General features: G+C 72.0%; 25 protein-coding genes. 13 read left to right on the top strand and 12 right to left on the bottom strand.

Translation table 11 applies throughout. The annotated features are described in order from the left end of the window. Positions 1-127 precede the first annotated feature (127 nt). The 4 genes from AB0F89_RS36160 (at position 128) to AB0F89_RS36145 (ending at position 4,620) form a co-directional block, all read left to right on the top strand. On the top strand, positions 128-1,975 hold the full coding sequence (locus AB0F89_RS36160; RefSeq protein ID WP_367130803.1) for a Xaa-Pro dipeptidyl-peptidase: 1,848 nt from the start codon (positions 128-130) through the stop codon (positions 1,973-1,975). Between the two features lie 92 nt (positions 1,976-2,067). Beyond that, entirely contained in the window at positions 2,068-2,580 is a 513-nt protein-coding gene (locus AB0F89_RS36155) for a M23 family metallopeptidase (protein WP_367130801.1), read from the top strand. A 134-nt stretch (positions 2,581-2,714) separates the two neighbouring features. Then, positions 2,715-3,479, top strand: a complete 765-nt coding sequence (locus AB0F89_RS36150) for a peptidoglycan DD-metalloendopeptidase family protein (RefSeq protein ID WP_367130799.1) — start codon at positions 2,715-2,717, stop codon at positions 3,477-3,479. Between the two features lie 115 nt (positions 3,480-3,594). Continuing rightward, complete coding sequence (locus tag AB0F89_RS36145; RefSeq protein WP_367130797.1) at positions 3,595-4,620, top strand: DUF4192 domain-containing protein; 1,026 nt, start codon at positions 3,595-3,597, stop codon at positions 4,618-4,620. A 337-nt stretch (positions 4,621-4,957) separates the two neighbouring features. Here the strand turns inward: AB0F89_RS36145 and AB0F89_RS36140 are convergent, their stop codons facing one another. Genes AB0F89_RS36140 through AB0F89_RS36125 form a run of 4 tightly spaced genes read right to left on the bottom strand, consistent with a single transcriptional unit; the run spans position 4,958 to position 9,860 of the window. Further along, positions 4,958-7,006, bottom strand: a complete 2,049-nt coding sequence (locus AB0F89_RS36140; protein ID WP_367130795.1) for an alpha/beta fold hydrolase — start codon at positions 7,004-7,006, stop codon at positions 4,958-4,960. Next, a complete protein-coding gene (galE, locus tag AB0F89_RS36135; RefSeq protein WP_367130793.1) occupies positions 7,006-7,989 on the bottom strand; it encodes a UDP-glucose 4-epimerase GalE in 984 nt (327 codons plus the stop codon). Before galE ends, AB0F89_RS36140 begins: the two co-directional genes overlap by 1 nt. A gap of 12 nt (positions 7,990-8,001) precedes the next feature. Beyond that, entirely contained in the window at positions 8,002-9,171 is a 1,170-nt protein-coding gene (galK, locus tag AB0F89_RS36130; RefSeq protein WP_367130791.1) for a galactokinase, read from the bottom strand. Further along, positions 9,168-9,860: an iron dependent repressor, metal binding and dimerization domain protein gene (locus AB0F89_RS36125; RefSeq protein ID WP_367130789.1), complete on the bottom strand. Its 693-nt coding sequence runs from the start codon at positions 9,858-9,860 to the stop codon at positions 9,168-9,170. Before AB0F89_RS36125 ends, galK begins: the two co-directional genes overlap by 4 nt. Positions 9,861-9,922: 62 nt before the next feature. Here AB0F89_RS36125 and AB0F89_RS36120 point away from each other — a divergent pair, with 62 nt between their 5' ends. Further along, complete coding sequence (locus AB0F89_RS36120; protein WP_367130787.1) at positions 9,923-10,771, top strand: sulfurtransferase; 849 nt, start codon at positions 9,923-9,925, stop codon at positions 10,769-10,771. Between the two features lie 50 nt (positions 10,772-10,821). Here AB0F89_RS36120 and AB0F89_RS36115 read toward each other — a convergent pair whose 3' ends face one another. Next, a complete protein-coding gene (locus AB0F89_RS36115; RefSeq protein ID WP_367130785.1) occupies positions 10,822-11,439 on the bottom strand; it encodes a hypothetical protein in 618 nt (205 codons plus the stop codon). Between the two features lie 163 nt (positions 11,440-11,602). Here AB0F89_RS36115 and AB0F89_RS36110 point away from each other — a divergent pair, with 163 nt between their 5' ends. The 5 genes from AB0F89_RS36110 to AB0F89_RS36090 all read left to right on the top strand — a co-directional run bounded on the left by AB0F89_RS36110 (position 11,603) and on the right by AB0F89_RS36090 (position 17,770). Then, the gene (locus tag AB0F89_RS36110; protein WP_367130783.1) at positions 11,603-12,778 is read left to right on the top strand and encodes an acetoin utilization protein AcuC; all 1,176 of its coding nucleotides are present in this window, start codon (positions 11,603-11,605) and stop codon (positions 12,776-12,778) included. Position 12,779: 1 nt separating this feature from the next. Beyond that, positions 12,780-15,443 carry a GNAT family N-acetyltransferase gene (locus tag AB0F89_RS36105; RefSeq protein WP_367130781.1) on the top strand — a complete coding sequence of 888 codons (2,664 nt, stop codon included), beginning with the start codon at positions 12,780-12,782 and terminating at the stop codon, positions 15,441-15,443. Positions 15,444-15,579: 136 nt separating this feature from the next. Beyond that, positions 15,580-16,413: a glutamate ABC transporter substrate-binding protein gene (locus AB0F89_RS36100; protein WP_367130779.1), complete on the top strand. Its 834-nt coding sequence runs from the start codon at positions 15,580-15,582 to the stop codon at positions 16,411-16,413. Between the two features lie 58 nt (positions 16,414-16,471). Continuing rightward, positions 16,472-17,245 (top strand): GntR family transcriptional regulator, encoded by a 774-nt coding sequence (locus AB0F89_RS36095; RefSeq protein ID WP_367130777.1) that lies wholly within the window; start codon positions 16,472-16,474, stop codon positions 17,243-17,245. A 198-nt stretch (positions 17,246-17,443) separates the two neighbouring features. Continuing rightward, positions 17,444-17,770 carry a hypothetical protein gene (locus AB0F89_RS36090; protein ID WP_367130775.1) on the top strand — a complete coding sequence of 109 codons (327 nt, stop codon included), beginning with the start codon at positions 17,444-17,446 and terminating at the stop codon, positions 17,768-17,770. Between the two features lie 68 nt (positions 17,771-17,838). Here AB0F89_RS36090 and AB0F89_RS36085 read toward each other — a convergent pair whose 3' ends face one another. The 5 genes from AB0F89_RS36085 to AB0F89_RS36065 all read right to left on the bottom strand — a co-directional run bounded on the left by AB0F89_RS36085 (position 17,839) and on the right by AB0F89_RS36065 (position 21,519). Continuing rightward, a complete protein-coding gene (locus AB0F89_RS36085; protein WP_367130773.1) occupies positions 17,839-18,528 on the bottom strand; it encodes a hypothetical protein in 690 nt (229 codons plus the stop codon). Then, positions 18,528-19,076 (bottom strand): hypothetical protein, encoded by a 549-nt coding sequence (locus AB0F89_RS36080; protein WP_367130771.1) that lies wholly within the window; start codon positions 19,074-19,076, stop codon positions 18,528-18,530. Before AB0F89_RS36080 ends, AB0F89_RS36085 begins: the two co-directional genes overlap by 1 nt. Before the next feature lie 94 nt (positions 19,077-19,170). After that, a complete protein-coding gene (locus AB0F89_RS36075; protein ID WP_367130769.1) occupies positions 19,171-19,974 on the bottom strand; it encodes an ABC transporter permease in 804 nt (267 codons plus the stop codon). Continuing rightward, positions 19,971-20,951, bottom strand: coding sequence for an ATP-binding cassette domain-containing protein (locus AB0F89_RS36070; protein WP_367130767.1), 981 nt, complete (start codon positions 20,949-20,951; stop codon positions 19,971-19,973). The genes AB0F89_RS36075 and AB0F89_RS36070 overlap by 4 nt, the downstream gene beginning before the upstream one ends. 151 nt (positions 20,952-21,102) lie before the next feature. Continuing rightward, a complete protein-coding gene (locus tag AB0F89_RS36065) occupies positions 21,103-21,519 on the bottom strand; it encodes a MerR family DNA-binding protein (protein WP_367130765.1) in 417 nt (138 codons plus the stop codon). Between the two features lie 597 nt (positions 21,520-22,116). Between AB0F89_RS36065 and AB0F89_RS36060 the strand changes: the two genes are divergently transcribed. Both AB0F89_RS36060 and AB0F89_RS36055 read left to right on the top strand, forming a co-directional pair. After that, positions 22,117-22,971 carry a helix-turn-helix domain-containing protein gene (locus tag AB0F89_RS36060; RefSeq protein WP_367130763.1) on the top strand — a complete coding sequence of 285 codons (855 nt, stop codon included), beginning with the start codon at positions 22,117-22,119 and terminating at the stop codon, positions 22,969-22,971. Continuing rightward, positions 22,968-23,144: a DUF397 domain-containing protein gene (locus AB0F89_RS36055; RefSeq protein ID WP_367130761.1), complete on the top strand. Its 177-nt coding sequence runs from the start codon at positions 22,968-22,970 to the stop codon at positions 23,142-23,144. Before AB0F89_RS36060 ends, AB0F89_RS36055 begins: the two co-directional genes overlap by 4 nt. On the opposite strand, the gene AB0F89_RS36050 is transcribed toward AB0F89_RS36055, so the two are convergent. Next, positions 23,122-24,225, bottom strand: coding sequence for a sensor histidine kinase (locus AB0F89_RS36050; protein WP_367130759.1), 1,104 nt, complete (start codon positions 24,223-24,225; stop codon positions 23,122-23,124). The two genes, AB0F89_RS36055 and AB0F89_RS36050, sit on opposite strands and share 23 nt — an antisense overlap. Positions 24,226-24,251: 26 nt before the next feature. Next, positions 24,252-24,908 carry a response regulator transcription factor gene (locus AB0F89_RS36045; protein ID WP_367130757.1) on the bottom strand — a complete coding sequence of 219 codons (657 nt, stop codon included), beginning with the start codon at positions 24,906-24,908 and terminating at the stop codon, positions 24,252-24,254. Positions 24,909-25,010: 102 nt separating this feature from the next. Between AB0F89_RS36045 and AB0F89_RS36040 the strand changes: the two genes are divergently transcribed. Continuing rightward, entirely contained in the window at positions 25,011-25,481 is a 471-nt protein-coding gene (locus AB0F89_RS36040; RefSeq protein WP_367130755.1) for a hypothetical protein, read from the top strand. Positions 25,482-25,561 lie beyond the last annotated feature (80 nt).

Here is a 25,561-nt window from a genome sequence, read left to right as displayed (position 1 = left end):
TGGTCAAGGGGCCGTTCGTCGGTTCTTCGCCAGCTGTCCACTGTGGACTTTGGACGCCCTTGACAGGGGTTGTGGCGCGGGGGATGGTCAGCCCGAAACCTGTCCTACACCTGATGGGGGTTCGGTCGTGAAGGCTGCACGGAGAGCCGCGGTGCTCGCCGCTCTGGTGACGCTGCCGCTGGGGTTGACGCCCGCGGTGGCCGGCGCCGCGGCGGAGGGCCCGGTGTTCGTCGGTGGCGAGGCGCAACCCGTCTTCGACCCGAAGGACGTGGTGCGCGAGAGCGTGTGGGTGCGCGCCCCGGTCGACAGCGACCGCGACGGGCGCGACGACGAGGTCTACACCGAGGTGGTGCGGCAGAAGGCCACCGACCGCGGCCTGAAGGTGCCGGTCGTGTTCTTCAACAGCCCGTACTTCTCCGGCGGCAACGACGTGGCCAACCACGACGTCGACGTGGAGCTGCACGTGCCCAACCGCCGCGGCGGGTACGACAAGCGCGACGGGTCGGTGCTCAAGGCCGAGGCGGACGAGCGGATCGCCGCCGCCGTCGGGCCCAACGCGGGCCCCATCACGTCCGGCCGCTACGAGGCGTACTTCATCGCCCGCGGCTTCGCCATGGTCTACGCCGAGTCCCTGGGCACCGGCAAGTCGACCGGCTGCCCCACGTCCGGCGGCCGGAACGAAACCATCGGCTCGAAGTCCGTGGTCGACTGGCTGAACGGCCGCGCGACCGCCCGCGACGCGGCGGGCGCCGACGTGAAGGCGACGTGGACGACCGGCAAGACCGCCATGATGGGCGTGTCCTACAACGGCACCCTGCCCAACGCGGTCGCCGCCACCGGGGTCGAGGGCCTGGAGGCCATCGTGCCCATCGCGGCCATCTCCAGCTGGTACGACTACTACCGGGCCGACGGCGCGGTGGTCGCGCCCGGCACGTTCCAGGGCGAGGACCTGGACGTGCTGGCGGAGTACGTCTACACCCGCGAGGACCAGGAGATCTGCAAGCCGGTCATCGCCGACGTGGCGGCCCGCCAGGACCGGGTCACCGGTGACTACAGCCCGTTCTGGGACGAGCGCAACTACGTCAAGGACGCCGGGAAGGTGCGGGCCGCGGTGCTGGCCGTGCACGGCTTGAGCGACTGGAACGTGAAGCTCAAGCACGTCGCGCAGTGGTACGAGGCGCTGCGGCAGCACGGGGTGGAGCACAAGATCTGGCTGCACCAGTCCGGCCACACCGACCCGGACACGCTGCGCTCGGTCGAGTGGCGGCGCACGATCAACCGGTGGTTCAGCCACTACCTGTACGGCGTCGACAACGGCGTCGAGCGCGAGCCGAAGGCGACGATCCAGCGCGAGGACCGGACCACGTGGGTGGACGAGGCCGACTGGCCCGCCCCCGGCACGGCCAAGGCCCGGCTGCACCCGTGGGCGGGTGGCTCGACCAAGGGTGCGCTGCGGTTCGAGTCCGTGCCCGGCAACGCCGTGGTGGAGTCGCTGCGCGACGACTCGTCCAAGCTCGCCGACGACCTGGTCGACCTGCCCGCCTCGGGCAACCGGCTGTCGTACGCGACGCGGCCGGCGGCGTCGCCGCTGCGGTTCTCCGGCACCGCCCGCGTCGACCTGGCGATCTCGTTCGACCGGCCGGCGGCCAACGTGACGGCGTTGCTGGTGGACCGGGCGCCGGACGGCTCGTCGCACGTGATCACCCGCGGGTGGACCGACCCGCAGAACCGGGTGTCGCCGTCGCGGACCAAGCCGGTCGAGCCGGGCAAGCGGTACCGGGTCGAGGTGGAGCTGGAGCCGAACGACTACGTGGTCCCGGCCGGCCACAGCGTCGAGTTCGTGCTGATCTCGTCCGACTACGACTACACCCTGCGACCCGCGCCGGGTGCGGGCCTGTCGATCGACCTGACGTCGACGGTGGTGGAACTGCCCGTGGTCGGGGGCGTGGCGGCGTTGCGCCGTTCGGTCGGTTAGGGAGTAATACACGAAGCGTCCACTTGGGAATTCTTCCACTGCACGGGGTGGTTGTGGTCGGATCTGCGCCACAGCCGTCAAGGAGGTGGCAGATGAGCCGAGTTCGACGCTTGGTGGTCGCGACCCTGGTCGTGCCGTTGGTCGGCCTCGCCCTCACGCAGGGCGAGGCCGTCGCGGCGCCGGGGTTCCAGCTGCCGTTCCCGTGCGGTCAGGTCTGGGAGGGGGAGACGCGGACGGGGCACAGCCCCGCCAACGCGGTGGACCTCAACCGGGCCAACGACCTCGGGGACCCGGTCGTCGCGTCCGCCGCGGGCACCGTGACCAGGGTGGAGAACGAGGGCGCCACCAGTTACGGGCGGTGGGTCGAGATCGGCCACGGCGGTGGCTGGCGGACCCGGTACGCGCACCTGTCCGTGCAGCGGGTGAGCGTCGGCCAGTCCGTGGCGAAGGGGCAGCGCATCGGCGACGTCGGCACGACCGGCGGGTCGTCCGGGCCGCACCTGCACTTCGAGCAGCGGTTGGACGGCGTGGCGCAGCGGATCGTGTTCAACGGCTCGCAGATCCTCTACTGGGGCTCGCGCAGCTACACCAGCCGCAACTGCTGACCCGGGTGGGTGACGGGCCGCTGCGCCGTTCGGTTGGTTAGGAATAAATTAACTAACTGAACAACTGGTAAGTCTTCCACTAGGGTGGCCGGGCGTGGTCGGATGACCACCCCCAGTCGTCAAGGAGGTGGCAGATGAGCCGACGCGTGTTCGTCACGGCCTTGGTGGCGCCGCTGATCGGCCTCGTCCTCACGCAGGGCGAGGCCGCGGCGGCGCCGAACTTCCAGGTGCCGTTCCCGTGCAACCAGGTGTGGGAGGGCCAGACCCGGACCAACCACAGCCCGGCGAACTCGGTCGACTTCAACCGGGCCAACGACGACGGCGACCCGGTCGTCGCGTCGGCGGCGGGCACGGTCACGCGGGTCGCGAACGAGGGCAGCACCAGCTACGGGCGGTGGGTCGAGATCGACCACGGCGCCGGGTGGCGCACCCGGTACGCGCACCTGTCCGCGCAGCGGGTGAGCGTCGGCCAGTCCGTGCGGATCGGCCAGACGATCGGCAACGTGGGCACCACCGGCGGGTCGTCCGGGCCGCACCTGCACTACGAGCAGCGGCTCAACGGGGTCGACCAGAAGATCAAGTTCAACGGCACGCAGATCTACTACTGGGGCTCGCGCAGCTACACCAGCCGCAACTCGTGCGGCACCAGCGGCGTGACCGGCACGATCGGCACCGACAGCGGCGCCTCGGTGACCATCCGCTCGGGTCCCGGCACGCAGTACGCGGCCGTCGGCTCGGTGGCCAACGGCGCGACGGTCACGATCAGCTGCCAGGCGACCGGTCAGACCATCACCGGCAAGTACGGCACCACCAACCTGTGGGACAAGATCGGGTCGGGTTACGTGTCCGACGCGTACGTGTACACAGGTTCGGACGGTCGGGTCGCCCCCGACTGCTGAGTTTCCCCAGGTCGCCGGCCGCTCCTCGACCCGGGGGAGCGGCCGGTTCCCGAGTTGTCCACAGATCCGCCCCGGCCGCCGGCCTCCCCCCGCGCCGTCCGCCATCGTCTGACCCATGACGAAGCTGCTGCCCCCGACCCGACTGCGCGAGCCCGGTGAGCTGATCGCGGCCGTGCCCCACCTGCTCGGCTTCCACCCGTCCGACTCGATCGTGGTGGTCCTGGTGCGCGACCACGCCGTGGCCGTGACCCTGCGCGTCGACCTGCCGCCACCCGGCGCGGTGGGCCGGGCGGTCGAGCGGATCACCGCGCCGCTGACCGCGTGCGGCGCCGACGAGGCGGCGGTCGTGGTGATCGGCGGCGGCTCCGGCGACCCGCCCGAGCACCTGCCGCACTCCGCGCTGGTGGACCGCGTGGACGACCTGCTGCACGCCGCCGGGGTGTCGTTGCTGACCGCCGTGTGGAGCCGTGCGACGGCGAAGGGCGAGACGTGGTTCGACTACCACGACGTCGGCACGTCCGGCGCCGTGCCGGACCCGGCGAGCACGCCGTTCGCGGCGGCGTCGGCGGTGGAGGGCCACATCACCCACGCCAGCCGTGCGGCGATGGGCGAGCTGCTGGCGCCGGACCCGCCGTCGGCGCTGTCCCGCCGCGCCGCCCTGCTCAACCGGCTGGCGGTGGACGACGTCCAGCCGGACGACACGGTCCCGCCCCGGCACCGGGAGCTGGTCCACGCCGAGGTGGTCCGCGCGGCGACCCGCAAGCGCCCGTTGACCGACGAGGAGGTGGCGGACCTGGCGCACGCCCTGTCCAACCCGCTGGTGCGCGATTCCAGCCTCGCCTACTGCGTCGGTGAGCACGCTCGCGGCGCCGAGGTCCTGTGGACCGAGCTGACCAGGGCGTGCCCGGCCCCGGAACGCGCCGAACCGGCCACCCTGCTGGCCTTCTGCGCCTACATCAAGGGGCTGGGAAGCCTGGCCGCGCTGGCCCTGGACCGGGCCGAGGAGGCGTACCCGGGTCACCGCTTGGCCGAGCTGCTGAGGTCGGCCCTGGACACCGGCCTGACCCCGGACGACATCCGCGAACTGGCCGAGCGCGCCGCCGTCACCGACTGGGCCAACCCGCCGGAAGGAGGCGCTTAAACCGGGGCGACGGGGGAGCGGAACACCTGCACGACCTGGGCTTCGACCGCGCCCCACGCTCGGCTTCGAGAGCGCCCGGGAAGTGCTCAGCCGCGTCTCGGGCGACTCGGGGCCGGCGGGATGGCCGAGGGCCGTGCCGGACAAGGCCGGCGGGGTGGGCGAGGGCCGTGCCGGACAGGGCCTGCGGGCATTCGCCCTGCCGCTGCGCGCCTTCCCCTCGGGTTCTCGCCGACCAGGGGTGAAGCCGCAGCAGACCCGGGTGCGCGCCGGCGCCCTGACCCGTTTCGCGAACCGGGACCGGGCCGACCCACGGGTCGGGCCGGCCCCGGTCCGGTGGCTAGACCAGCTCGGGCCGCTGCCAGGGTTCGCCGAGGACGTGCTCGGCCAGGAACGCGAACACCGTCTCGTACCAGACCCGGGCGTTCCCGGGCGTCAGGATCCAGTGGTTCTCGCTCGGGAAGTACAGGAACTTCGCCCGCACCCCGTGCCGCACGAGGTCGAAGTACAGCCGCTGCCCCTCGCCGATCGGCACCCGGTAGTCCTTGTCCCCGTGGATCACCAGCATGGGCGTCTTGATCTCCGCCACCCGCAGGTGCGGCGAGTTCTCCCGTACCCGCTCCTGCTGCCGCAGCGGGTCGCCCATCTCGCGGATCCAGTAGTACGAGTCGTCCGTGGTCCCGGTGAACGCGTCCAGGTGCCACAACGACGCGTGCGTCACGATCGCCTTGAACCGGTCGGTCCGCGTGGCGATCCAGTTCGCCATGTACCCGCCGAACGACCCGCCCATGGCGGCCGTCCGCGAGTCGTCCACATCGTCCCGCCGCACGGCGACGTCGGTGATCGCCATCAGGTCCGTGTACGGCTTCGCGCCCCACGAACCCCAGCCCGCCCGCACGAAGTCGTGCCCGTACCCGGTGGACAGCGCCGGGTCCGGCAGCAGCACGGCGTACCCCCGCGCGGCCAGCAGCCAGGGGTTCCACCGCCAGCTCCACCCGCTCCAGCTCATCACCGGACCGCCGTGCACCCACAGCAGCAGCGGTGCGGGCCGGTCGGCCGACGCGCCGGTCGGCAGCACCAGCCAGGCCCGCACGGTCCGGCCGTCCTCGACCACCGCGTCGACCTCGGTCAACGTCCCCGGCACCGACTCGACGGCGCCGGGCGCGGGCAGCGGCACGGCCTGCTGGTCCACGCCGGACGCCGACAGCCGCACCGGCTGCGGCGGGTGGTCCCACGCGCTGCGCAGCGCGTACACCGAAGCGCCGTCGGGGCTGACCCGCACGTCGGTGTACGCGCCGGACGCGGTCAGCTTCACCACCGAGCCGGACGCCAGGTCGAGCTTCCAGATCGGCTGGTGCCCCCGGTGGCTGCTGGTGAAGTACACCGCGTCACCGCTCGGGCTCACCACCGGGTGGTCGGGCTCCTCGGCGAAGTCCGCCGCCAGCTCCAGCTGCGCGCCCGTCTCCAGGTCGACGCGCACCAACGTCGTGGTCCACGGGCTGTCCGGCGTCGAGTCGAACGTCCGCAGCGCGACCACGCCCGACGAGTCCGGCAGGAACACGGGCCGGCTGAACGAGTGCCCGTCCCGCTCGGCCAGCACGCGGTCCACCGCGCCGTCGGCCGACTTCAGCCGCAGCCGGGTCCGGTTGCCGTACGACGCGCTCACCGCGACGGTCTCGGCGTGCGCCACCCACCGCCCGTCGGGGCTGATCGCGGGCGAGTCCCCGAGCCGCGAGGCGGCGTTCGGCGTCAGGTCGACCAAGTCGGCGACGTCGACCCGCGAGCTGTCCTCACCGACCGGCGACGTGGTCGTCAGCAGCCGGGGGAAGGTGGGCCCGAGGTCGGCGTCCCAGTACCGCACCGGGTACGACTCGTGCAGGATCGCGGTCACCCCGGCGTCCTCGCGGGCCTTGCGCCGCTCCTCGTCCCGCTCGCCGAACTCGGCGCCCGGGTGCGCGCCCGCCGCCAGCAGCACCGTGCCCGCGTCCCGCGCCACCGCGAACTCCGACACGCCACCGGCGGGCCGGAACAGCTCGCGCGCCTCGCCGACGGCGGGCAGCAGCCACAGCGCCGGCTTGTCCTTGCCGCCCTTGGCATCCGGCTTCGCCAGCGGGTCGGGTCGCGCCGACACGAACAGCAGCGCGCCGTCCGGCGTGAACGCGGGCGCGGACTCGGCCTTCGCGCCCCGGGTCAACCGACGTGCCGGGCGCTCGCCGGCCGGGTCGACCTCCCACAGCGAGCCCTGCCACGTCTTGCCGTCCGGCGCGAGCGTCGCCACCGCCGTGACCAGCCGCGTGCCGTCCGGCGACAGCACCAGCGACGACACCCTGGGCATCTCGGTGAACGCGGTCAGGTCCTCGAAGTCCGCCGCGGTGATCTTGCCTTCCATCACGCCCCCTGCTGTGACCGGGTGAAGTCCCACGCGTCGCGCACGATGCCGGCCAGGTCGACGCGCTCGGGCTTCCAGCCCAGCTCGGCGCGGGCCTTGTCGCTGGACGCCACCAGCACCGCCGGGTCACCCGCCCGGCGCGGCGCGACGTCGGTCGGGACCGGGTGCCCGGTCACCTCGCGGCACGCCTCCACCACCTGCCGCACCGAGAAGCCCAACCCGTTGCCCAGGTTGTAGATCCGGTGCTCGCCCGCCACCGCGTGCTGCAGCGCCAGCAGGTGCGCGTCGGCCAGGTCCGCGACGTGGATGTAGTCGCGCACGCACGTGCCGTCGTCGGTCGGCCAGTCGTCGCCGAAGACCTGCACCCGCTCCCGCCGCCCCGAGGCGACCTGGAGCACGATCGGGATCAGGTGCGTCTCCACCCCGTGCCGCTCGCCGAACCGCCCGTACGCGCCCGCCACGTTGAAGTACCGCAGCGACACCGCCGCCAGCCCGTGCGCCGCCGCGTACGACGTGATCGCGTGGTCGATCGCCAGCTTCGTCGCGCCGTAGGTGTTGGTCGGCCGGGTCGGCGCGGTCTCCGCGATCGGGACCTGCTCGGGCTCGCCGTAGGTCGCCGCCGTGGACGAGAACACCAACCGGGGCGTGCCGTGCTCGCGCATCGCGTCCAGCAGCCGCAACGACGTCACCACGTTGCCGTGCCAGTACTTCGCCGGGTCCTGCATCGACTCGCCGACCAGCGACTTCGCCGCGAAGTGCAGCACGCCGTCGAACCCGGCGCCGTCGACACCCCCCGCGAGCACATCGCCGATCGCCTCGTCGATGCCCGCCTCGACCAGCCGCGCGCCATCGGGCACCGCGTCCGCGTGCCCGGTCGACAGGTCGTCCAGCACCACGACCTCGTGCCCGGACTCCACCAACCTGGCCGCGCACACGCTGCCCACGTACCCGGCGCCGCCCGTGACGAGCAACCTCACCTGCATCCCCGCTTCCGGCTAGACCGTCAGTTCGTCACGGCCCGCACCCGCCGAGGGCACCGCCGTGAAAGTCCTCGGCGTCGTCCAGCCGCGCTCGGCGAACGCGGCCAGCACCCGCCGCACCACCTCGTCGTGCCGCTCGACCGGCACCAGCGCGATGGCCGAACCGCCGAAGCCGCCACCGACCATCCGCGCGCCCAGCGCGCCCGCCGCCTTCGCCGCGTCCACCGCGACGTCCAGCTCCGGCGCGGACACCTCGTAGTCGTCGCGCAGCGAGGCGTGCGACGCGTCGAGCAGCGGGCCCAGCTCGGCCAACCGGCCGGCGCGCAGCAGCTCGACCGCCGCCAGCACCCGCTCGTCCTCCGTCACCACGTGCCGCGCCAGCGGGCGCAGCTCCTCGGGCAACCGGGCCAGCGCGTCGTCCAGCTCGTCCACGGCCACGTCCCGCAGCGCGGGCACGCCCAGGATCGACGCGGCCCGCTCACAGCCCGCTCGACGGGCGCCGTAGCCGCCGTCGGTGTGCGAGTGGCTGGCCCGCGTGTCGATCACCAGCACTTCCAGCCCGTGCTCGGCGGCGTCGAACGGCACCTGCTCGGACTTGAACGAGCGCACGTCCAGGAACAGCACGTGCGCCTCGGTGCAGCACAGCGACGCCGTCTGGTCGAGCAGCCCGGTCGGCGCGCCGACGAAGTCGTTCTCCGCCCGCTGCACCCACCTCGCTACCTGCGGCAGGTCGTCCGCAGGCCGGTCGGCCAGGCCGAGCAGCGCGAGCGCCACCGCGCACTCCAACGCGTGCGACGAGGACAGCCCCGCGCCGGCGGGCACGTCACCGGCGATCACCAGGTCCGCCCCGCCGGTCACGCCTTGGTCGCGCAGCACCCACGCCACACCGGCCGGGTAGGCGGCCCAACCGCGGACCGCGCCCGGCTCCAGGTCGGCCACCGCCACCGGCGGCGCCTGCTGCACGGCGCCGTCGTCGCCGACGGTCGCCACGCGCAGCAGGCCGTCGTCCCGCGGCGAGGCGGCGACGGCGGTCCGGTGGGGCAGCGCGAACGGCAGCACGAAGCCGTCGTTGTAGTCCGTGTGCTCCCCGATCAGGTTCACCCGACCGGGCGCGGACCAGACGCCCGCGGGCGAGGTTCCGAGCAGCCTGGTGAACGCGGCGACCGCACGCCGCGCGGGGTTCACCGCGCCTGCACCAGCACGGCGTGGGCCACCGACGGGTCGAGCTCGGCGATCGTGCCGTTGCCCCGCACCTGGATGACCTTGGCGCCGGCCAGCGAGTCGATGTCGACCGTGCCGCCCGGCACCACGCCGGCGGCCTTCAGCTCGGCCATCAGGTCCGGGTCGAGCTGCACGTGCTCGGCGATCCGGCGCACCTCGACGCGACCGCCGCCGCGCCGGGCCACCTCGTCCACGCGCACGAGGTCCGCCTCGGCGGGCGGGGCGGGCTCGCCGTCGCCCAACTTGTCCAGGCCGGGGATGGGGTTGCCGTAGGGCGAGGTGGTGGGGTTGCCCAGCAGCTTGACCAGCTTGCGCTCGACGGCCTCGCTCATCACGTGCTCCCAGCGGCACGCCTCGCTGTGCACGTGCTCCCACTCCAGGCCGATGATGTCGACCAGGAGGCGTTCGGCGAGCCGGTGCTTGCGCATGACCGCGATGGCCAGGTTGCGGCCCTGCTCGGTCAGCTCCAGGTGGCGGTCGTCGGCGACGACGACCAGGCCGTCGCGCTCCATCCGGCCGACCGTCTGGCTGACCGTGGGGCCGCTCTGGCCCAGCCGCTCGGCGATGCGGGCGCGCAGCGGCACCACGCCCTCTTCTTCGAGCTCGTAGATCGTGCGGAGGTACATCTCGGTGGTGTCGATGAGGTCGTTCACGCCCGCTCCCCTTACGTATGGCGTCAATGCTAGTCGGCCGGTCGCCGGTGCAGGATGGTGCCGTGCACCCACTGATCAGCACCGAAGCCCTGGCCTCCGCGCTGAGCGGCGCCGAACCGCCGGTCGTGCTCGACGTCCGCTGGCGACTGGGCGGACCGCCGGGACGCCAAGACTACGAGGTCGGGCACGTTCCCGGCGCGGTCTACGCCGACTTGGACACCGAACTGTCTTCGGCGCCCGGTGCGGGTGGTCGGCACCCGCTGCCCGACCCCGCGGCGCTCCAGGCCGTGCTGCGGGCCGCCGGCGTGCGCGAACATCACCCGGTCGTGGCGTACGACGGCGGTGACGGCTCCGTCGCGGCCCGTGCCTGGTGGCTGCTGCGCTGGGCCGGCCACGCCGAGGTCGCGGTCCTGGACGGCGGGTTCGCCGCGTGGACCGCCGAGGGCCTTCCGGTCAACGCCGACGTGCCGTCGCCCATTCCCGGCGACGTCGTCGTGCGGCCCGGCGGAATGCCCGTGCTGGACGCCGACGGGGCCGCCGCGTTCACCGCGTCCGGCGTGCTGCTCGACGCCCGCGCCCCGGAGCGCTACCGGGGCGAGGCGGAACCGGTCGACCCGCGGGCCGGGCACATCCCGGGCGCCCTCAACGCGCCGACGTCCGGTCACACCGCCGACGGCCGCTGGCTGCCCGCCGCGGCGCTCGCGGACCGGTTCGAGGCGATCGGCGTCACCGGGGACCGGCCGGTCGCGGCCTACTGCGGGTCGGGCGTCACGGCGTCCTCGGTGGTGCTGGCCCTGGAGGTGGCCGGGATCACCGGGCCCGACGCCCCCGCGCCGCTCTACCCGGGATCGTGGTCGCAGTGGTCGTCCGACCCGGACCGCCCCGCCGCCACCGGCCCGCAACCCGGCTGAGGACGCGGAACGGCCGGTCGGAGCCGACCGGCCGTCCCCACCTCAGGGCTTCAGGCGTTCGGGATCTTCTCGAACGCCTTGGTCGCCAGCTTCAGCGCGACCGCGCACGGCTCGAACTCGTCGATCGGCGTCACGGTGGCCTGGAACGCGGGCGTGATCTCGTCCGGGTCGTCGGTCAGCATGACCAGGACGGTGCAGTCGCCGCCCTTCTCCTTCACCTCGTACGCGGTGTTCCCGCCGACCTCGATGGTCCGCGCCTCACCCTCGTACTCGGCGAACGTGACCATGAACAGCACGACCGCGAGCGGGTCCTCGGTGCTCTGCACGCAGCCCTTCTCGCCGCCCTTCGCCGCGCCGACGGCGGCGGCCACCTCCTCGGGCGTGAGGACGTCGCAGTCCTCGTAGCCCTCGGTCTTCTTCTTCGTCGTGATCTTGACGTTGCCCGCGGGCTGGTCCGCGGCGGACGTCTCGGGCGCGGACGCCTTGCTGGAGGTCTTCGGCGAGGACGTCTTGGTGGACGAGGGCTTGCCGGAGGTGGACTCCCCGCCGGCCGACCCGCCCGCCGCGGCGACCGGGCTGCCGACGACCGTGGTGGCGCAGCCGGTGAGGCCGAGCGTGAGCGCCAAGGCCAGCACGGCGGTCAGGGCGGGAACTCGTCGCAGGTGCATGTGCTCTATGACCCCGTTCCGACGTGCGGGGTTCCATCCTCGATGGCCCCATTCCTGTCCCGCGTCGTCCCGGCAGACTCTAGGTCCACCTCGGACGCCCGGGCGCCGGGGGCGACCAACCTGTGATCCCACCGCGGCCCGCCGCGTGGGTTAGGTTGCCGACATGGGTGAGGCAGCCGCTGTCGTCTGGGACGAGTCCTTCCTCGGCTACGACCTGGGCGGGGACCACCCGCTCAACCCCGTCCGGCTGGACCTGGCGGTCCGGCTGGCGACCGCGCTCGGCGTGCTGGAGGGCGTCGACCTCCTGTCCCCGGACCCGGCGCCGGACGCCGAGATCGAGCGCGTCCACGAGCCGTCCTACCTCAACGCCGTGCGGGCCGCGCCGATGGCGGGCTGGGACGTCGGGCACGGCCTCGGCACCGCGGACAACCCGGTGTTCGCCCGGATGCACGAGGCGTCCGCGCTGGTCGTCGGCGGTTCGCTGGCCGCCGCGCGGCGCATCGCCTCCGGCGCGGCGAACCGGGCGGTGAACATCGCCGGCGGCCTGCACCACGCCATGCGCGACCACGCGGCCGGGTTCTGCGTCTACAACGACTGCGCGGTGGCGATCTCCTGGCTGCTGGACAACGGCTTCGACCGGATCGCCTACCTCGACACCGACGTGCACCACGGCGACGGCGTGCAGGCCGCGTTCTACGACGACCCGCGCGTGCTCACGGTGTCGCTGCACCAGAGCCCGCTGACGCTGTGGCCGGGCACCGGGCGGCCCGCCGAGCTGGGCGGCGCGGGCGCCGAGGGCACGAGCGTGAACGTGGCCCTGCCCGCCGGCACCGGCGACCGGGGCTGGCTGCGCGCGTTCGAGGCCACCGTGCCGTCCCTGCTGCGGGCGTTCCGGCCGCAGCTGCTGGTCACGCAGTGCGGCGTGGACACCCACCGCGAGGACCCGCTGGCCGACCTCGCGCTCACCGTGGACGGTCACCGCGCCATCTACCGCAGGCTGCGCGAGCTGGCCGAGGAGACCGCGAACGGCCGCTGGCTGGCGCTGGGCGGCGGCGGGTACGAGCTGCTGCGCGTGGTGCCCCGCAGCTGGACGCACCTGCTGGCCACCGTCCTGGACCGGGACGTCCCGCCGAACGCGACGCTGCCCGCGGACTGGGTCGCGCACGCCGCCGCCCTCGCGCCGAACCGGCCGCTGCCGACGTCCATGACCGACGACGCCGACACGTCGTTCGAACCGTGGGGCGGCCAGACCGAGACCCCGGTGGACCTGGCGATCCGGGACGCGCGCCGCGCCGCCTTCCCGCTGCACGGCCTGGACCCCGACGACCCGAGGGACTGACGTGGACCCGTTCGACTACCCGCGGCACTGGGAGGCCGACGTCGTGCTCAGCGACGGCGGCACGGTCCACCTGCGCCCCATCACGCCCGACGACGCGGAGAAGCTGCTCGCGTTCCACGGCAGGCTGTCCGAGCGCACCCGCTACTACCGCTACTTCGGCCCCTACCCGCGGATGCCCAAGCGGGACCTCGAACGCTTCAGCACCGTCGACCACGCCGACCGGGTCGCGTTCACCGCGCTGCTCGGCGACGACATCGTGGCCGTGGGCCGCTACGACCGGCTCGGCGAGGGCAGTTCGGCCGAGGTCGCGTTCGTGGTCGAGGACGCGCACCAGGGGCGCGGTCTGGGCTCGATCCTGCTGGAGCACCTGGCCGCCGCCGCCCGGGAACGCGGGCTGAGCCGGTTCACCGCCGAGGTGCTCGCCGAGAACGGCCAGATGGTGCGGATCTTCCGGGACGCGGGCTACGGCGTGAGCCGCGCGTTCGAGGAGGGCGTGGTGCACCTGGAGTTCGACATCGACCCGACCGAGGAGTCGGTGGAGGTGGCCCGCGCCCGCGAGCAGGCGGCCGAGGCGCGCAGCGTGCACAACCTGCTGCACCCGAGGTCGATCGCGGTGGTGGGCGCGTCCACCGACCGGACCAAGATCGGCCACGCGGTGCTGACGAACCTGCTCGCGGCCGACTTCGCCGGGCCGGTGTACCCGGTGAACGCCGAGCACCGGTCCGTGCGCGGCGTGCGCGCGTACCCGTCGGTGCTCGCCATCCCCGACGACGTGGACCTGGCCGTGATCGCGGTGCCCGCCGCCGGCGTGGACGAGGTGATGGACGCCTGCCTGGCCAAGGGGGTGAAAGCGCTGGTCGTGGTCACCTCCGGGTTCGGCGAGACCGGGCCGGGCGGGTTGAGCGCGGAGCGCAGGCTGGCCGCCGAGGCCCGCGCGCACGGCATGCGGGTGGTCGGCCCGAACGCGCTGGGCGTGCTGAACACCGACGCGGGCGTGCGCCTCAACGCCACCCTCGCGCCGATGCTCCCGGCCCGCGGCCGCACCGGTTTCTTCTGCCAGTCCGGCGCGCTGGGCACGGCGATCCTGGCCACCGCCGCCGAACGCGGCCTGGGCCTGTCCACCTTCGTCTCGGCGGGCAACCGGTCCGACGTCTCGGGCAACGACCTGCTCCAGTACTGGGAGACCGACCCGGCCACCGACGTGGTGCTGCTGTACCTGGAGTCGTTCGGCAACCCGCGCAAGTTCGCCCGGCTGGCCCGCAGGCTCGGCCGCAGCAAGCCGATCGTCGCGGTGAAGTCCGGTCGGCACGCGGTGACGCCCGCGCTCGCGGCGACGTCGGTGCCGGTGGACGAGTCGAGCGTGCAGGCGTTGTTCGAGCAGGCGGGCGTGATCCGGGTGGAGTCGCTGGCGCAGCTGTTCGACACCGCGCTGCTGCTGGCGCACCAGCCGCTGCCCACCGGGCCGCGGGTGGCCGTGGTGGGCAACTCGACCGCGATCGGGCTGCTGGCCGCCGACACCGCGCTGGCCCAGGGCCTGGAGCTGGCCGGCGAGCCGGTGGACGTGGGCGCGCAGGCCGGGCCGGAGGCGTTCGCGGCGGCGGTGAAGGCGGCGTTGGAGAACCCGGGCGCGGACGCCCTGGTGGTGGTGTTCGTGCCGCCGCTGGCGGTGCCGGGCGCGTCGTTCGCCCGCGCGTTGCGCGAGGTCGTGGAGCAGGGCGGGCGGGACAAGCCGATCGCGTCGACGTTCCTGGCGGTGGAGGGCGTGCCGGCCGAGCTGGCCGTGCCCGGTCCCGGTGGCGCGCCGGGACGGGGTTCCGTGCCGTCGTACCCCAGTCCGGAGCGCGCTGTGCTCGCGTTGGCGCGGGTGACGCGTTACGCGCGTTGGCGGTCTGCGCCGCAAGGCGCGTTCGTGCGGCCCGAGGGCATCGACCCGGTCGCCGCGCACGCCATCGTGGACGCCCAGGAGCTGGACGGCGAACGGCGGTTGGACGACGACACCGCCGTGCGGCTGCTCGCGTGCTACGGCGTGGAGGTCGTGCCGTTCCGGGTGGTGACGTCGGCGGACGAAGCGGTGCGCGCGGCGGAGGAGCTGGGCTACCCGGTGGCGGTGAAGTCGACCGACGACCGGTTGCGCCACCGCACCGACCTGGTCGGCGTGCGGCTCGACCTGTCCGCCGAGGAGGCCGTGCGCACGGCGTACGCGATGCTCGCCGGGATGGCGGACCGGCCGGACGTGTACGTGCAGCGCATGGCGCCCAAGGGCATCTCGTGCGTGCTGGGCCTGCAGGACGACCCGTCGTTCGGCACGCTGGTGTCGTTCGGGCTGTCCGGGCTGGTCAGCGACCTGCTGGGGGACCGGGCGTACCGCGCGGTGCCGTTGACCGACGCGGACGCGGCGGCGCTGGTGCGCGCGCCCAAGGCCGCGCCGCTGCTGGCGGGCTACCGGGGTGACGAGCCCGCCGACCTGCCCGCGCTGCAGGAGCTGGTGCTGCGGCTGGCGGCGTTGGCCGAGGACCTGCCCGAGGTGCGGGAGCTGTCGCTGGAACCGGTGCTGGCCAGCGCCGCCGGCGCGTACGTCAGCAGCGCCAGGGTGGTGCTCGGCCCGCCACCGTCCAAGCCCGACAGCGGCCCCAGGAGGATGCGTTCGCCCGGCGGTGTGCGCTAGCGCGACCGGGTTGTCGATGCGCAACCGTTGCCCCTTGACCGATCATGTGCGGTCATCTTCCGCTTTCCTCTGGACCAGGTCCGTTGAGCCGCTTAGGTTTCCCGGCATCCCGAGGAAGCTCCCGAAAAGGGGAAGAATGGCTCTGGCACCGCTGCGCGCCCTCGTTGTGGCGTGTTCCGCCGCGCTCGTCCTCTCGTCGTGCTCCACCGGTGACGACACGACCGTCGCCGGCAAGGCGGACAACTCCAACGAGCTGACCATCGCCGTGGCGTACGACCAGCCAGGTCTCGGCGTGCGCCGCTTGGACGGCACCTACCGCGGTTTCGACGTCGACGTGGCCCGTTACGTGGCGAAGGAACTGGGTGTCGAGGAATCCGGCATCAAGTTCACCGAGGCGACGCCGTCGGAACGGGAGAAGCTGCTCACCACCGGCGCCGCCGACCTGGTCGTGTCCAGCTACTCCATCACCGACAAGCGCAAGGAGGTCATCGACTTCGTCGGGCCCTACTTCGTGGCCGGGCAGGACCTGCTGGTCCGGTTGACCGACGAGCGGATCACCGGGCCGGAATCGCTGAACGCGGGCGGGCTGAAGCTCTGCTCGGTCGCCAACACGACGTCGGCGCAGTTCGTGAAGGACCAGTTCGCGCAGTCCGTCCAACTGGTGGAATACCCGAACTTCAGCGATTGCGTCACCGCACTGCTGGCCGAGCAGGTGGACGCCATGACCACCGACGACGTGATCCTCGCCGGTTACGCCGCGCAGAACCCCGAGCTGCTGAAGGTCGTCAACAGACCTTTCAGCAAGGAGGAGTACGGCATCGGGATGCGCAAGAACGACCCGACCAGCAGGGCGGAGGTCGCCGCCGCCGTTCGGAAGATGATCGACTCCGGCGAGTGGCGCAAGTCGCTGGAGGCCAACGTGGGGGACTCCGGTTACGCCATCCCGGACCCGCCCGACCTGGCCCCGTGACGTGCGCCCCACTCCGTCAGCGGTCTGACCGGCCGGAACCGCCCCGTAGGCTCGGTGCGTGCATGCCTCGCATTACGTGCCCCAGTACCGCGCGGACGGGCCGGTCCGCGCCGGCATCCCCGAACACGGCCGCATCCCCCGTTACTACGCGGTGAAGACCGAGCTGCTGTGGCTCGTCGACGCGCTCGGCGAAGGCACGGCGCTGCCGTCGGAGCGGGAGCTGGCCGAGCGGTTCTCGGTGTCGCGGGTGACGTTGCGGCAGGCCGTCGGCGAGCTGGTGCTGGAGGGCAAGCTGCAACGCCGCCAGGGCAGCGGCACCTACGTCGCGCCGCCCAAGCTCGTCCACCCGCTGACGCTGGTCAGCTACACCGAGGGGATGCGCCGCCAGGGCGTGGACGCGGCGCGCAGCGTGATCACCGTCGAGCACCTGCCCGCGGACGACGTGCTGTCGGCGGACCTGCGGATCGGGCGCGGCGAGCCGGTGGTGCACCTGGAACGCGTGCTGCTGGCCGACGGCGAGCGGATCGGCCTGGAGTCGACCTACCTGTCCGCCGCGCGGTTCCCGACGCTGCTGGAGGTGTTCGACCCGACCACGTCGCTGTACGCGTGCCTGACCGAGCGGCTGGGCGTGGTGTTCAGCGAGGCCGAGGAGCGGGTGGAGACGGTGCTGGCGACGCCGCGCGAGGCGTTGCTCATCGGCACGAACCCCGCGCTGCCGATGCTGCTGCTGCACCGCGTGTCCCATGACAACGTTGGCGAGCCGATCGAGCGGGTCCGGTCGCTGTACCGGGGCGACCGGTTCAGCTTCATGGCGAGGCTGCGGTCGGAGTGAAGGTCACGACCCGGTGATGTCGTCCACAGAGGACCGCCGGAGCCCGAGGTCGCTTCCCGGTCACCGGACCGTTAGCGAATCTTGCCCTGGAACCGCCCATTGGCAGTAAGTTCAGCGCGCCTCGGCGGAGGTACCGTTGGTGTTCCGGGACGTGAGTCCTCCTCACCCGCAACGGCGCGGGGGAAGCGGGGTGGCGGCGTGACGTTCAAAGAGGAGTTCCTGACGGAACTCGAAGACTGCCTGCGCGGGTACGGCGCGGTGCCGGTGATCAACCCGGACGCGCTGGCCCGGTTCATCGACCACGTCCGCCGACTGCCCGACGACGACCCGCGGCTGCGCTGCCTCGACGGCGTCGACCAGGGCTCCGGCTCGTTCTGGAACAACCCGGCGGTGTGGTGGGAGCTGGTGCCCCGGTGCGGGGTGGGGTCGTCGGAGCCCTCGGAACTGCTCGACCGGATGCTGGACGAGGCGGTCAGCGACGAGATCGACGTGCTGGAGATGGAGATCCGGGAGCTGCCGGGCTGAAGACGTGAAACACCCGTTGTGCACCTGGGTCGCCAGACGCACAACGGGGAGTTTCCACGCAGTGGCTATCAGACCGAGAGCAGGCGGTCGAAGAACGAGCGGTAGCGCTTGAGCGCCTGTCGCAGTTCCTCGGTCTGCACCTCGTCGCCCCGCTGCCACTGCTCTTCGAGGGCGTGCTTGTGCTGGTTGAACGTCGTGGCCAGGCTCTGCATCACCTGGGCGACCAGTTCGTCGGCCCGCTGCACGGCCTCGCGCGGGTCGTCGACGAAGTCGGCCTGCAGCGCGCGCCACTCGGCCTGGTAGTCGGCCGCGTCGTCCCCGGTGAACAGCGGCGCGTCGCCGGCGGTCGTGGAGACCTCGGACAGCTCGGTCGGCTGCGAGTGCTGCGGCTGTTCCTGCTGGGGCACGGCCTCGCGGTCGGAGCGCTCCTGGTCGGTCAGGTCGGGCTCCGCGACGTCGTGGTCGGCCGGGGTCTGCTCGACCGGCTCGCGCTCGTCGAACCGCGTGTCGGGGGTCCGGTCTCCGGACCGGTCGTCCGCGGTGTCGTAGCCGGTCGACGTGTGACCGGTCGACGTGTGGTCAGCCGACGTGTGGTCAGCCGATGTGTGACCGGTCGACGTGTGGTCGGGCGGCGTGCGGTCGAAGGTCGTGTGGCCGAGGGCGTCGCGGTCGGCGGTGTGGCGGTCGGCGGTGTCGCGGTCGGCCGGCGTGCGCTCGGCGAAGTCCTCGGTGGTGAGGTGTTGACGGTGGTCGGTCATTACCGCGCCCCTTCCCGGCGGTCACCCAGCAGGTCCTCGAACACGGTGCGGTAGTGCACCATCGCGTTGCGCAGGTCCTCCGTCGTCGCCTCGCCGCGCTCCTGGCGCTCGACGATCGAGTGCGCCTCGCGGTAGTGGTCGAGCGTGCGGGCGTGCTCGACGGAGAGCAGCTTCTCCTGGTGCTCGTACCCCTCGGTGGGGTAACCGCGCTCGGCCATCAGGTCGGTGACCAAGTGGTCCGCCTGGCTCACCGCCTCGTTCGGCTCGTCGACGAACTGCTCCTGGACGCGGGTCCAGTTGCGGGCGTAGCTCTCACGCGTGACGGCGTTGAGGGCGCGGAGCTCCAGCTTCGAGTGCTCCCGCTCCCGTTCCGCCAGTTCGCGTTCCGCCGCCATTCGGCTGCCGTTGTGCTCCAAGGCGCGCTCGTACTCGGGGCCGAACTTGGAGCGCAACCTCTTGCGCTGCATGAGGAATTTCGCCAGCACCGCGATCGCGGCCAGCACGACCAGCACGGCGACGACAACGCCGATGATGGCACCGGTGGACATCTGCGCCTCCTTGGGCTCTGATGCCCACCGGCTACCCTTCGTGCGGCCGATTCGAAACCTGCTCACCTCTTGCCGGCGGGTTCGGCCGCGCTCGCTAGCGGGCCACGGCCTTGCGGTACTGGCGGATCGCCAGCGGCACGAAGATCAGCAGGAACACCACGACCCAGATCAGCGTCATCAGCACGGGGTGCTGCAACGGCCACGCGCTCGGCGCCGGGGCCAGCGGGTTGGTGTTGCCGAACAGGTTGCGGGCCGCGGCCGTCACCGCCGACACCGGGTTCCACTCCGCGAACGCCTTCAGCGGTCCGGGCAGGTTGTTCTCCTGCACGAACGTGTTCGCGATGAACGTGAGCGGGAAGATCGCGATGAACGAGGCGTTGTTGAACACCTCGGGGCTGCGCACCATCAACCCGACGATCGCCATGCCCCACGACACCGCGTAGGCGAACAGCAGCAGCAGGGCGAACCCGGCCAACGCCTCCAGCGGCGACGAGTGGATCCGCCAGCCGACGATCAGGCCCGTCACCGACATCACCACGATGACGATGACGTTGTTCGCCAGGTCGCTCGTGGTCCGCCCGATCAGCACCGCCGACCGCGCCATCGGCAACGACCGGAACCGGTCGATCACGCCCTTCTGGATGTCCTCGGCCAACCCCGCGCCGGTGATCGTCGCGCCGAACACCACGGTCTGCGCGAAGATGCCCGCCATCAGGAACTCGCGGTAGTCCATGCCCGGGATGGCGATCGAGCCGCCGAACACGTAGGCGAACAGCAGCACGAACATGATCGGCGACAACGTCGAGAACACGATCAGGTCCGGGACCCGCTTGATCTTGATCAGGTTGCGCTTGGCGACGACCGCGCCATCGCCCAGAGCCTGTGTGAACGCGCTCATTCTCCCTTTTCCCCCTGCTTGTCCTCGGCGCCGTTCCCGCCGGTCGCCCGCCCGGTCAGCGTCAGGAACACGTCGTCCAGCGTCGGCCTGCGCAGGCCGACGTCGAGCACCTTGATCGCCTCGGCGTCCAACCGCCGGATCCCGTCGACCAGCACGTCCGCGCCGCCCGAGACCGGCACGGTCAGCCGGTGCCCGCGGTCGTCCACCGCGATCTCCCCGATCGCCAGCGGCGCCAGGGCGGTTTTCGCCACCTCCGCGTCCCGCGCGGAGCCGACGGTCAGCTCCAGCCGTTCACCGCCGACCTGGTCCTTCAACTCGTTCGCGGTGCCCAGGGCGATCACCTTGCCGTGGTCGATGACCGCGATCTTGTCGGCGAGCCGGTCGGCCTCCTCCAGGTACTGCGTGGTCAGCAGCAGCGTGGTGCCGCCCGCCACCAGTTCCGAGATGACGTCCCACATCCCCAGCCTGCTGCGCGGGTCCAGGCCCGTGGTCGGCTCGTCCAGGAACAGCACCCTCGGCTCGGCCACCAGCGCGCCCGCGAGGTCGAGCCTGCGGCGCATGCCGCCCGAGTAGCCCTTCACCGGCCGGTCGGCGGCCTCCACCAGGTCGAACCGCGCGAGCAGTTCGCGGGCCCGCTCCCGGCTGCGCTGCTTGCCGAGGTGGTACAGCCTGCCGACCATGTCCAGGTTCTCGAAGCCGGTCAGGTTCTCGTCGACGGCCGCGTACTGGCCGGAGAGCCCGATCCGGCGGCGCAGCTCCTTGGCGTCGGAGATGACGTCCAGCCCGGTGACGGTCGCCCTGCCCTCGTCGTGCTCCAGCAACGTGGTGAGCACGCGCACCGTCGTGGTCTTGCCCGCGCCGTTCGGGCCGAGCAGGCCCATGACGGTCCCCTCCGGCACCACGAGGTCGAGGCCGTCGAGGGCCACCACCGACCCGTAGCGCTTGACCAGTCCTTCGGCCACGATTGCGTCTGCCATGCGGGTCATGATGGACCCGGGGACCGACAATTTCAGGTGGATTAAGCGGACTGCGCTTGAACCGGTGGCTGATGCGAGGGATGTTCGCGCAACCACAGTGGACGGTTCGGACCTCGTCGCCCCCCGCCGCCCCGGCGGCAGCCCTCGCTGTTCACCCCTTCGTCGCGGTCGGGGTCGTCGGCCCCGGAGGGCGCCACGTGCCCGGTTCGATGTCCGGGCAGTGCCCGGAGGGCAGGCCGCGCACCATGTCGGTCAGCTCGTCGCGCAGCGCCGACAGCCGGGCGACCTCGGCGTCCAGCTCGGCGATGTGGCGGTGCAGCAGTTCCTCGGCGGGTTCGCAGGGGCACACGCCGGTGTCGCGCACGGCCGGCAGGTCGGCGATCTCGCGCAACTTCAGCCCCAGGCGCTGACAGCCCCGCACGAACCTCATCCGCTCGACCGCGTCCTCCTGGTGCACCCGGTACCCGGCGGTGTTGCGCGGCGGCGGGTTCAGCAGCCCGGCGCGCTCGTAGTACCGGACGGTGTCCGGTCGGACCCCCACCGCGTCGGCCAGTTCAGCAACACGCATGCGTCGACGGTGAACCTTGGAGTGCGCTCCAAGGTCAAGCCGCCGACCCCGTTCGGCTCCGCGCCGCGTTCTCGCAACCCGTCGACAACGGCGGTGGGATCGTCGCCTCCGATTTTTGCGGAGAGTCGTCCGGCCGATCCGGTGATCATCGGCTGCTCGGGTGCGGCGTTCCGGGGTCGTGCCGACCGGTCGGGGGACGAGGCCGCCTGGTCGAGTTCCCTGGCACGGACGGTGAAGGCCGGCGCGGCCGCCGTTCGGCGGGGGTCGGCGCGCCTCGCGACCGGCTCCACCGGCGCTCGGGAACCCCTTGACGTCTCGCGGCCGGACCTGCGAGATGTACAGGTGGCCAGACCTTGGCCCGCGCCGATCACTCGTCCAGCCCGTCGGTCACGTCGCACGGCGTGCCCGGCGTCGCCGGCGGTACCACCGACGGCGGTCGGCGAGCCGACCGGCGGTCACCGTGCCGGGGCGAGGGTCGTCGGGGTCATGCCGTTTGGGCGTATATGCACCTTGTAAGCGCTCGATCGAGTGAAACTGGGCGGAACGCGGAACAGCACTAGGGTGTTCGCAGTTCTTTTCCAGCGAGGAGAGATCCGCATGGCAGCCGTCCAAACCCGACGCAAGCGCAAGCTGGGGCAGTTCCTCAACGCTCTGCGCAAGCGAGCGGGCAAGACCGAGACCGACTACCACGCGCTGACGCGGAAGACGCAGTCGACGCTGTCGCGGATGGAGAACGGCTACATCAGTCCGAGTTGGACCGAACTGAGCGCGCTGCTCGGGCTCTACGGGGCGACCGATGCCGAACGGCGTGAGGCGGAAGCGTTGTGGGAGGACGCGAAGCAGGATGGGACGAGGCTGGTCTACGCCGCGGCGTTCACCCCGGAGGCACGCACCTACGCCCGCCAGGAGGCGGACGCCACGGAGGTGCGCACCATCGAGATGATCGTCATCCCCGGCTTGCTGCAAACACCCGCCTACGCGACCGCGATCAGGCTCGCCGGCCGACGGTTCATGGACTCGTCGGTCTCGGTGGAACAGGTCGCCGCGGCGTTGGCGAACCGGCAGCGCAGGCTGCCCGGTTTACGGCTGCACGCGGTCATCGACGAAGCCGCGCTGCACCGGACCGTCGGCGGTCCCGACGTCATGCGCGAGCAGTTGTCGCATTTGCTCGAGAAGGGGAAGCAGGACAACATCACCATCCAAGTGGTTCCGTTCGGCGCCGGTGCTCACGGAACCATGTCGGGTGGTGGCGCGACCGCTCTCCGCTTCGAGGACAGTGATCCTTCTGCCGTGTACCTGGAGTACGCAGGTGGTGGTAAGTGGGTGGACAATCGCGCCGACGTGCAGAAGTACCTGCTGCACTTCGACGAAATGGTGAGCGAGGTCGCCCTGTCCGCCAAGGAGTCGGCTTCGCTGATCAGGAAACTGGCAACCGCACTGAAGGACACATGAACAACAACAGGACGTGGCGCAAGAGCACCTACTCCGGCGCGGGCAACAACTGCGTCGAGCTGGCCGTGGGACCGACCACGATCGGCATCAGGGACAGCAAACGACCAGGACCCAGATTGACCTTTGGGGACCGTCCATTCCGGGCGTTCCTCACATCTCTTCGGCAAACCTGACCGCAACCGCCAACCCGCCGTCCGCCCCCGGTGTCGCGGTCACCGTCGCACCGTGGGCGGCGGCGATGGCGCGGACGATCGACAACCCCAGGCCGAGCCCGCGCTCGCCGGTGGCGGTGGCGTCCCGGTCCAGCCTGCGGAACGGCCGGAACAGCCCCTCCACCTCGTACGGCTCGATCTTCGGGCCGGTGTTGGCCACCACCAGGGAGCCCGGTTCCGCGGACACGTCCACGAACCCGCCGCGGTGGTTGTGCCTGATCGCGTTGTCGACCAGGTTGCGCACCAGGCGTTCCAGCAGGACCGGGTCGCCGACCACCTCGCACGGCGACATCTCGTGGTGCAGCTCCACGCCGGCCTCCGCGGCGGTGCGCTTCGACTGGAGCAGCACGTGCTCGGCGATGTCGGAGACGGAGGTCCGGGTGCGCTCGGTGAGTTCGTTCTCGCTGTCGGCCAACGTCAGGAGGCCGTCGATGAGCCGTTCGTGTCTGGCGTTGACCTCCAACAGCTCGTATCCCAATTGCTTGGCATCCGCAGATGCACCCGGTCGGGTGATGGAAACCTCGATGAGCGCCCGTTTTACGGCCAGCGGTGTGCGCATTTCGTGCGAGGCGTCGGCGACGAACCGGCGCTGCCCGTCGAACGCGCGGTCCAACCGGTCCAGCATGGCGTTGAACGTTTCAGCGAGTTCGGCGACCTCGTCCCGCGGCCCCGTCGGCGGAATCCGCTCGTGCAGGCCGTGACCCGCCGCGATCCGCCGCGCGGCCTCGGTGATGCGGTGCAGCGGTTGCAGGGCGCTGCGCGCCAGGAGCCACCCGAACGCCACCGCGACCAGGGCCACGCACAGCAACGCGAGACTCCCTCGGGCGAGCAGTGACTCCAGCACCTCGTCGCGGTAGCGGGACTGCGCGGAGCGAAGCGCTTCGACCAACTCGTCCGGCGAGGCGGTGCGCAGGTCGCGCAGGCTGTCCAGGTCGGCGAGCGGCTGGAGCCGGGTGTTGAGGCTCTGCCAGGCGAGCAGGTAGGTGACCACCAGCAGGACGGCCCCGGCGAGCACGAACAGTCCACCGTAGAGCGCGGTCAACCGCCCGCGGATGCTCCACCGGCCGATCACGGGAGCCGGTACCCCACGCCGGGCACGGTCTCGATCAGCGGTGGGTCGCCCAGCTTGCGGCGCAGCTTCACCATGGTCACCCGGACGGCGTTGGTGAACGGGTCGATGTGCTCGTCCCACACCTTCTCCAGGAGGTGTTCGGAGGTCACCACCGCGCCCTGCGCGCGGACCAGCTCGGTCAGGAGCGCGAACTCCTTGTTGGCCAAGGGAATCGACTCACCCGCTCGGGTGACTTTTCGCCGGGCCGGATCGACCCGGAGGTCGGCCCGTTCGAGGACCGGCGGGCTCGGCGGCCCGACCCGGCGCAGCAGCGCGTGGACGCGCGCGGACAGCTCGACGAATGCGAACGGCTTGGGCAGGTAGTCGTCCGCGCCGAGGGCCAGCCCCTCGACCCGGTCGCGCACCGCGGCGGCGGCGGTGAGCATCAGGATGCGGGTCTCGGAGCCGGAGTCGGCCACCCGGCGGCACACGACGTCGCCGTGCACGCGCGGGATGTCGCGGTCGAGGACGAGCACGTCGTAGGCGTTGACGGAGAGGCGTTCCAGCGCCGAGTCGCCGTCGTGCACCACGTCCACGGCGAACGCCTCACGGCGCAACCACTCGCCGATCGCCGCCGCCAGCGTCGGTTCGTCCTCGACCACCAGGATGCGCATGGGTCCATCGTCCGCCGGGGTCCATAACCTCCGCATAAGCAGTTCGGGTTACGCGCTGGTTATAGCCCTCCTGCTCGACTGTCCCCAGGCCAAGGAGGGGACATGAAGCAGATCATCGCGACGGCAGCACTGGCACTGGTCCTGGCAGCGTGCGGAGCCAGTGGGGCGGAGCGGGCGGCATCGCCGTCGAGCGCGGACCTGAGCCAGGAGGAGCGGTCGCAGCAGTTCGCCCGGTGCATGCGCGACAACGGCGTCGACGTGCCCGACCCCGACCCGGGTGGCGGGTTCGGCGGCCTGGGCGAGCTCGACCGGACCGACCCGGACTTCGACCGCGCCCGCGAGGCGTGCCGGAGCCTGCTCCCCGGCGGCGGCGACCTGTCCAAGCTGGACCCGGCGGTGCTGGACCGGTTGCGCCACTTCACGCGGTGCATGCGGGACAACGGGATCGACCTGCCCGACCCGGACCCGAACGGCGGCAACCGGGCGGGCCTCGGCGGGATCGATCGCGAGAGCCCGACCTTCAAGTCCGCGCTGGAGGCGTGCCAGGACCAGCTCCCGGCCCTCTCCCGATGACCTGCCCCCCACAACCCCACCACCCGCTTCACATCGCCCTTCCCACCGCCGGTGAGTCACCGCGAAGGGACGGGAAAGGA

Origin of the sequence: Saccharothrix sp. HUAS TT1 (assembly GCF_040744945.1) — a bacterium.
Classification (GTDB): Bacteria; Actinomycetota; Actinomycetes; order Mycobacteriales; family Pseudonocardiaceae; genus Actinosynnema.
This window is presented reverse-complemented; position numbering and strand designations above follow the sequence as displayed.

Bases quoted from the DNA above. Each gene is read 5' to 3' on its own strand.
- AB0F89_RS36040 (WP_367130755.1), top strand. From the start codon at position 25,011: ATGAAGCAGATCATCGCGACGGCAGCACTGGCACTGGTCCTGGCAGCG.
- AB0F89_RS36070 (WP_367130767.1), bottom strand. From the start codon at position 20,951: ATGGCAGACGCAATCGTGGCCGAAGGACTGGTCAAGCGCTACGGGTCG.
- AB0F89_RS36155 (WP_367130801.1), top strand. From the start codon at position 2,068: ATGAGCCGAGTTCGACGCTTGGTGGTCGCGACCCTGGTCGTGCCGTTG.
- galE (WP_367130793.1), bottom strand. From the start codon at position 7,989: ATGCAGGTGAGGTTGCTCGTCACGGGCGGCGCCGGGTACGTGGGCAGC.
- AB0F89_RS36075 (WP_367130769.1), bottom strand. From the start codon at position 19,974: ATGAGCGCGTTCACACAGGCTCTGGGCGATGGCGCGGTCGTCGCCAAG.
- AB0F89_RS36065 (WP_367130765.1), bottom strand. From the start codon at position 21,519: ATGCGTGTTGCTGAACTGGCCGACGCGGTGGGGGTCCGACCGGACACC.
- AB0F89_RS36115 (WP_367130785.1), bottom strand. From the start codon at position 11,439: ATGCACCTGCGACGAGTTCCCGCCCTGACCGCCGTGCTGGCCTTGGCG.
- AB0F89_RS36110 (WP_367130783.1), top strand. From the start codon at position 11,603: ATGGGTGAGGCAGCCGCTGTCGTCTGGGACGAGTCCTTCCTCGGCTAC.
- AB0F89_RS36055 (WP_367130761.1), top strand. From the start codon at position 22,968: ATGAACAACAACAGGACGTGGCGCAAGAGCACCTACTCCGGCGCGGGC.
- AB0F89_RS36100 (WP_367130779.1), top strand. From the start codon at position 15,580: ATGGCTCTGGCACCGCTGCGCGCCCTCGTTGTGGCGTGTTCCGCCGCG.
- AB0F89_RS36060 (WP_367130763.1), top strand. From the start codon at position 22,117: ATGGCAGCCGTCCAAACCCGACGCAAGCGCAAGCTGGGGCAGTTCCTC.
- AB0F89_RS36150 (WP_367130799.1), top strand. From the start codon at position 2,715: ATGAGCCGACGCGTGTTCGTCACGGCCTTGGTGGCGCCGCTGATCGGC.
- AB0F89_RS36140 (WP_367130795.1), bottom strand. From the start codon at position 7,006: ATGGAAGGCAAGATCACCGCGGCGGACTTCGAGGACCTGACCGCGTTC.
- AB0F89_RS36080 (WP_367130771.1), bottom strand. From the start codon at position 19,076: ATGTCCACCGGTGCCATCATCGGCGTTGTCGTCGCCGTGCTGGTCGTG.
- AB0F89_RS36045 (WP_367130757.1), bottom strand. From the start codon at position 24,908: ATGCGCATCCTGGTGGTCGAGGACGAACCGACGCTGGCGGCGGCGATC.
- AB0F89_RS36085 (WP_367130773.1), bottom strand. From the start codon at position 18,528: ATGACCGACCACCGTCAACACCTCACCACCGAGGACTTCGCCGAGCGC.
- AB0F89_RS36145 (WP_367130797.1), top strand. From the start codon at position 3,595: ATGACGAAGCTGCTGCCCCCGACCCGACTGCGCGAGCCCGGTGAGCTG.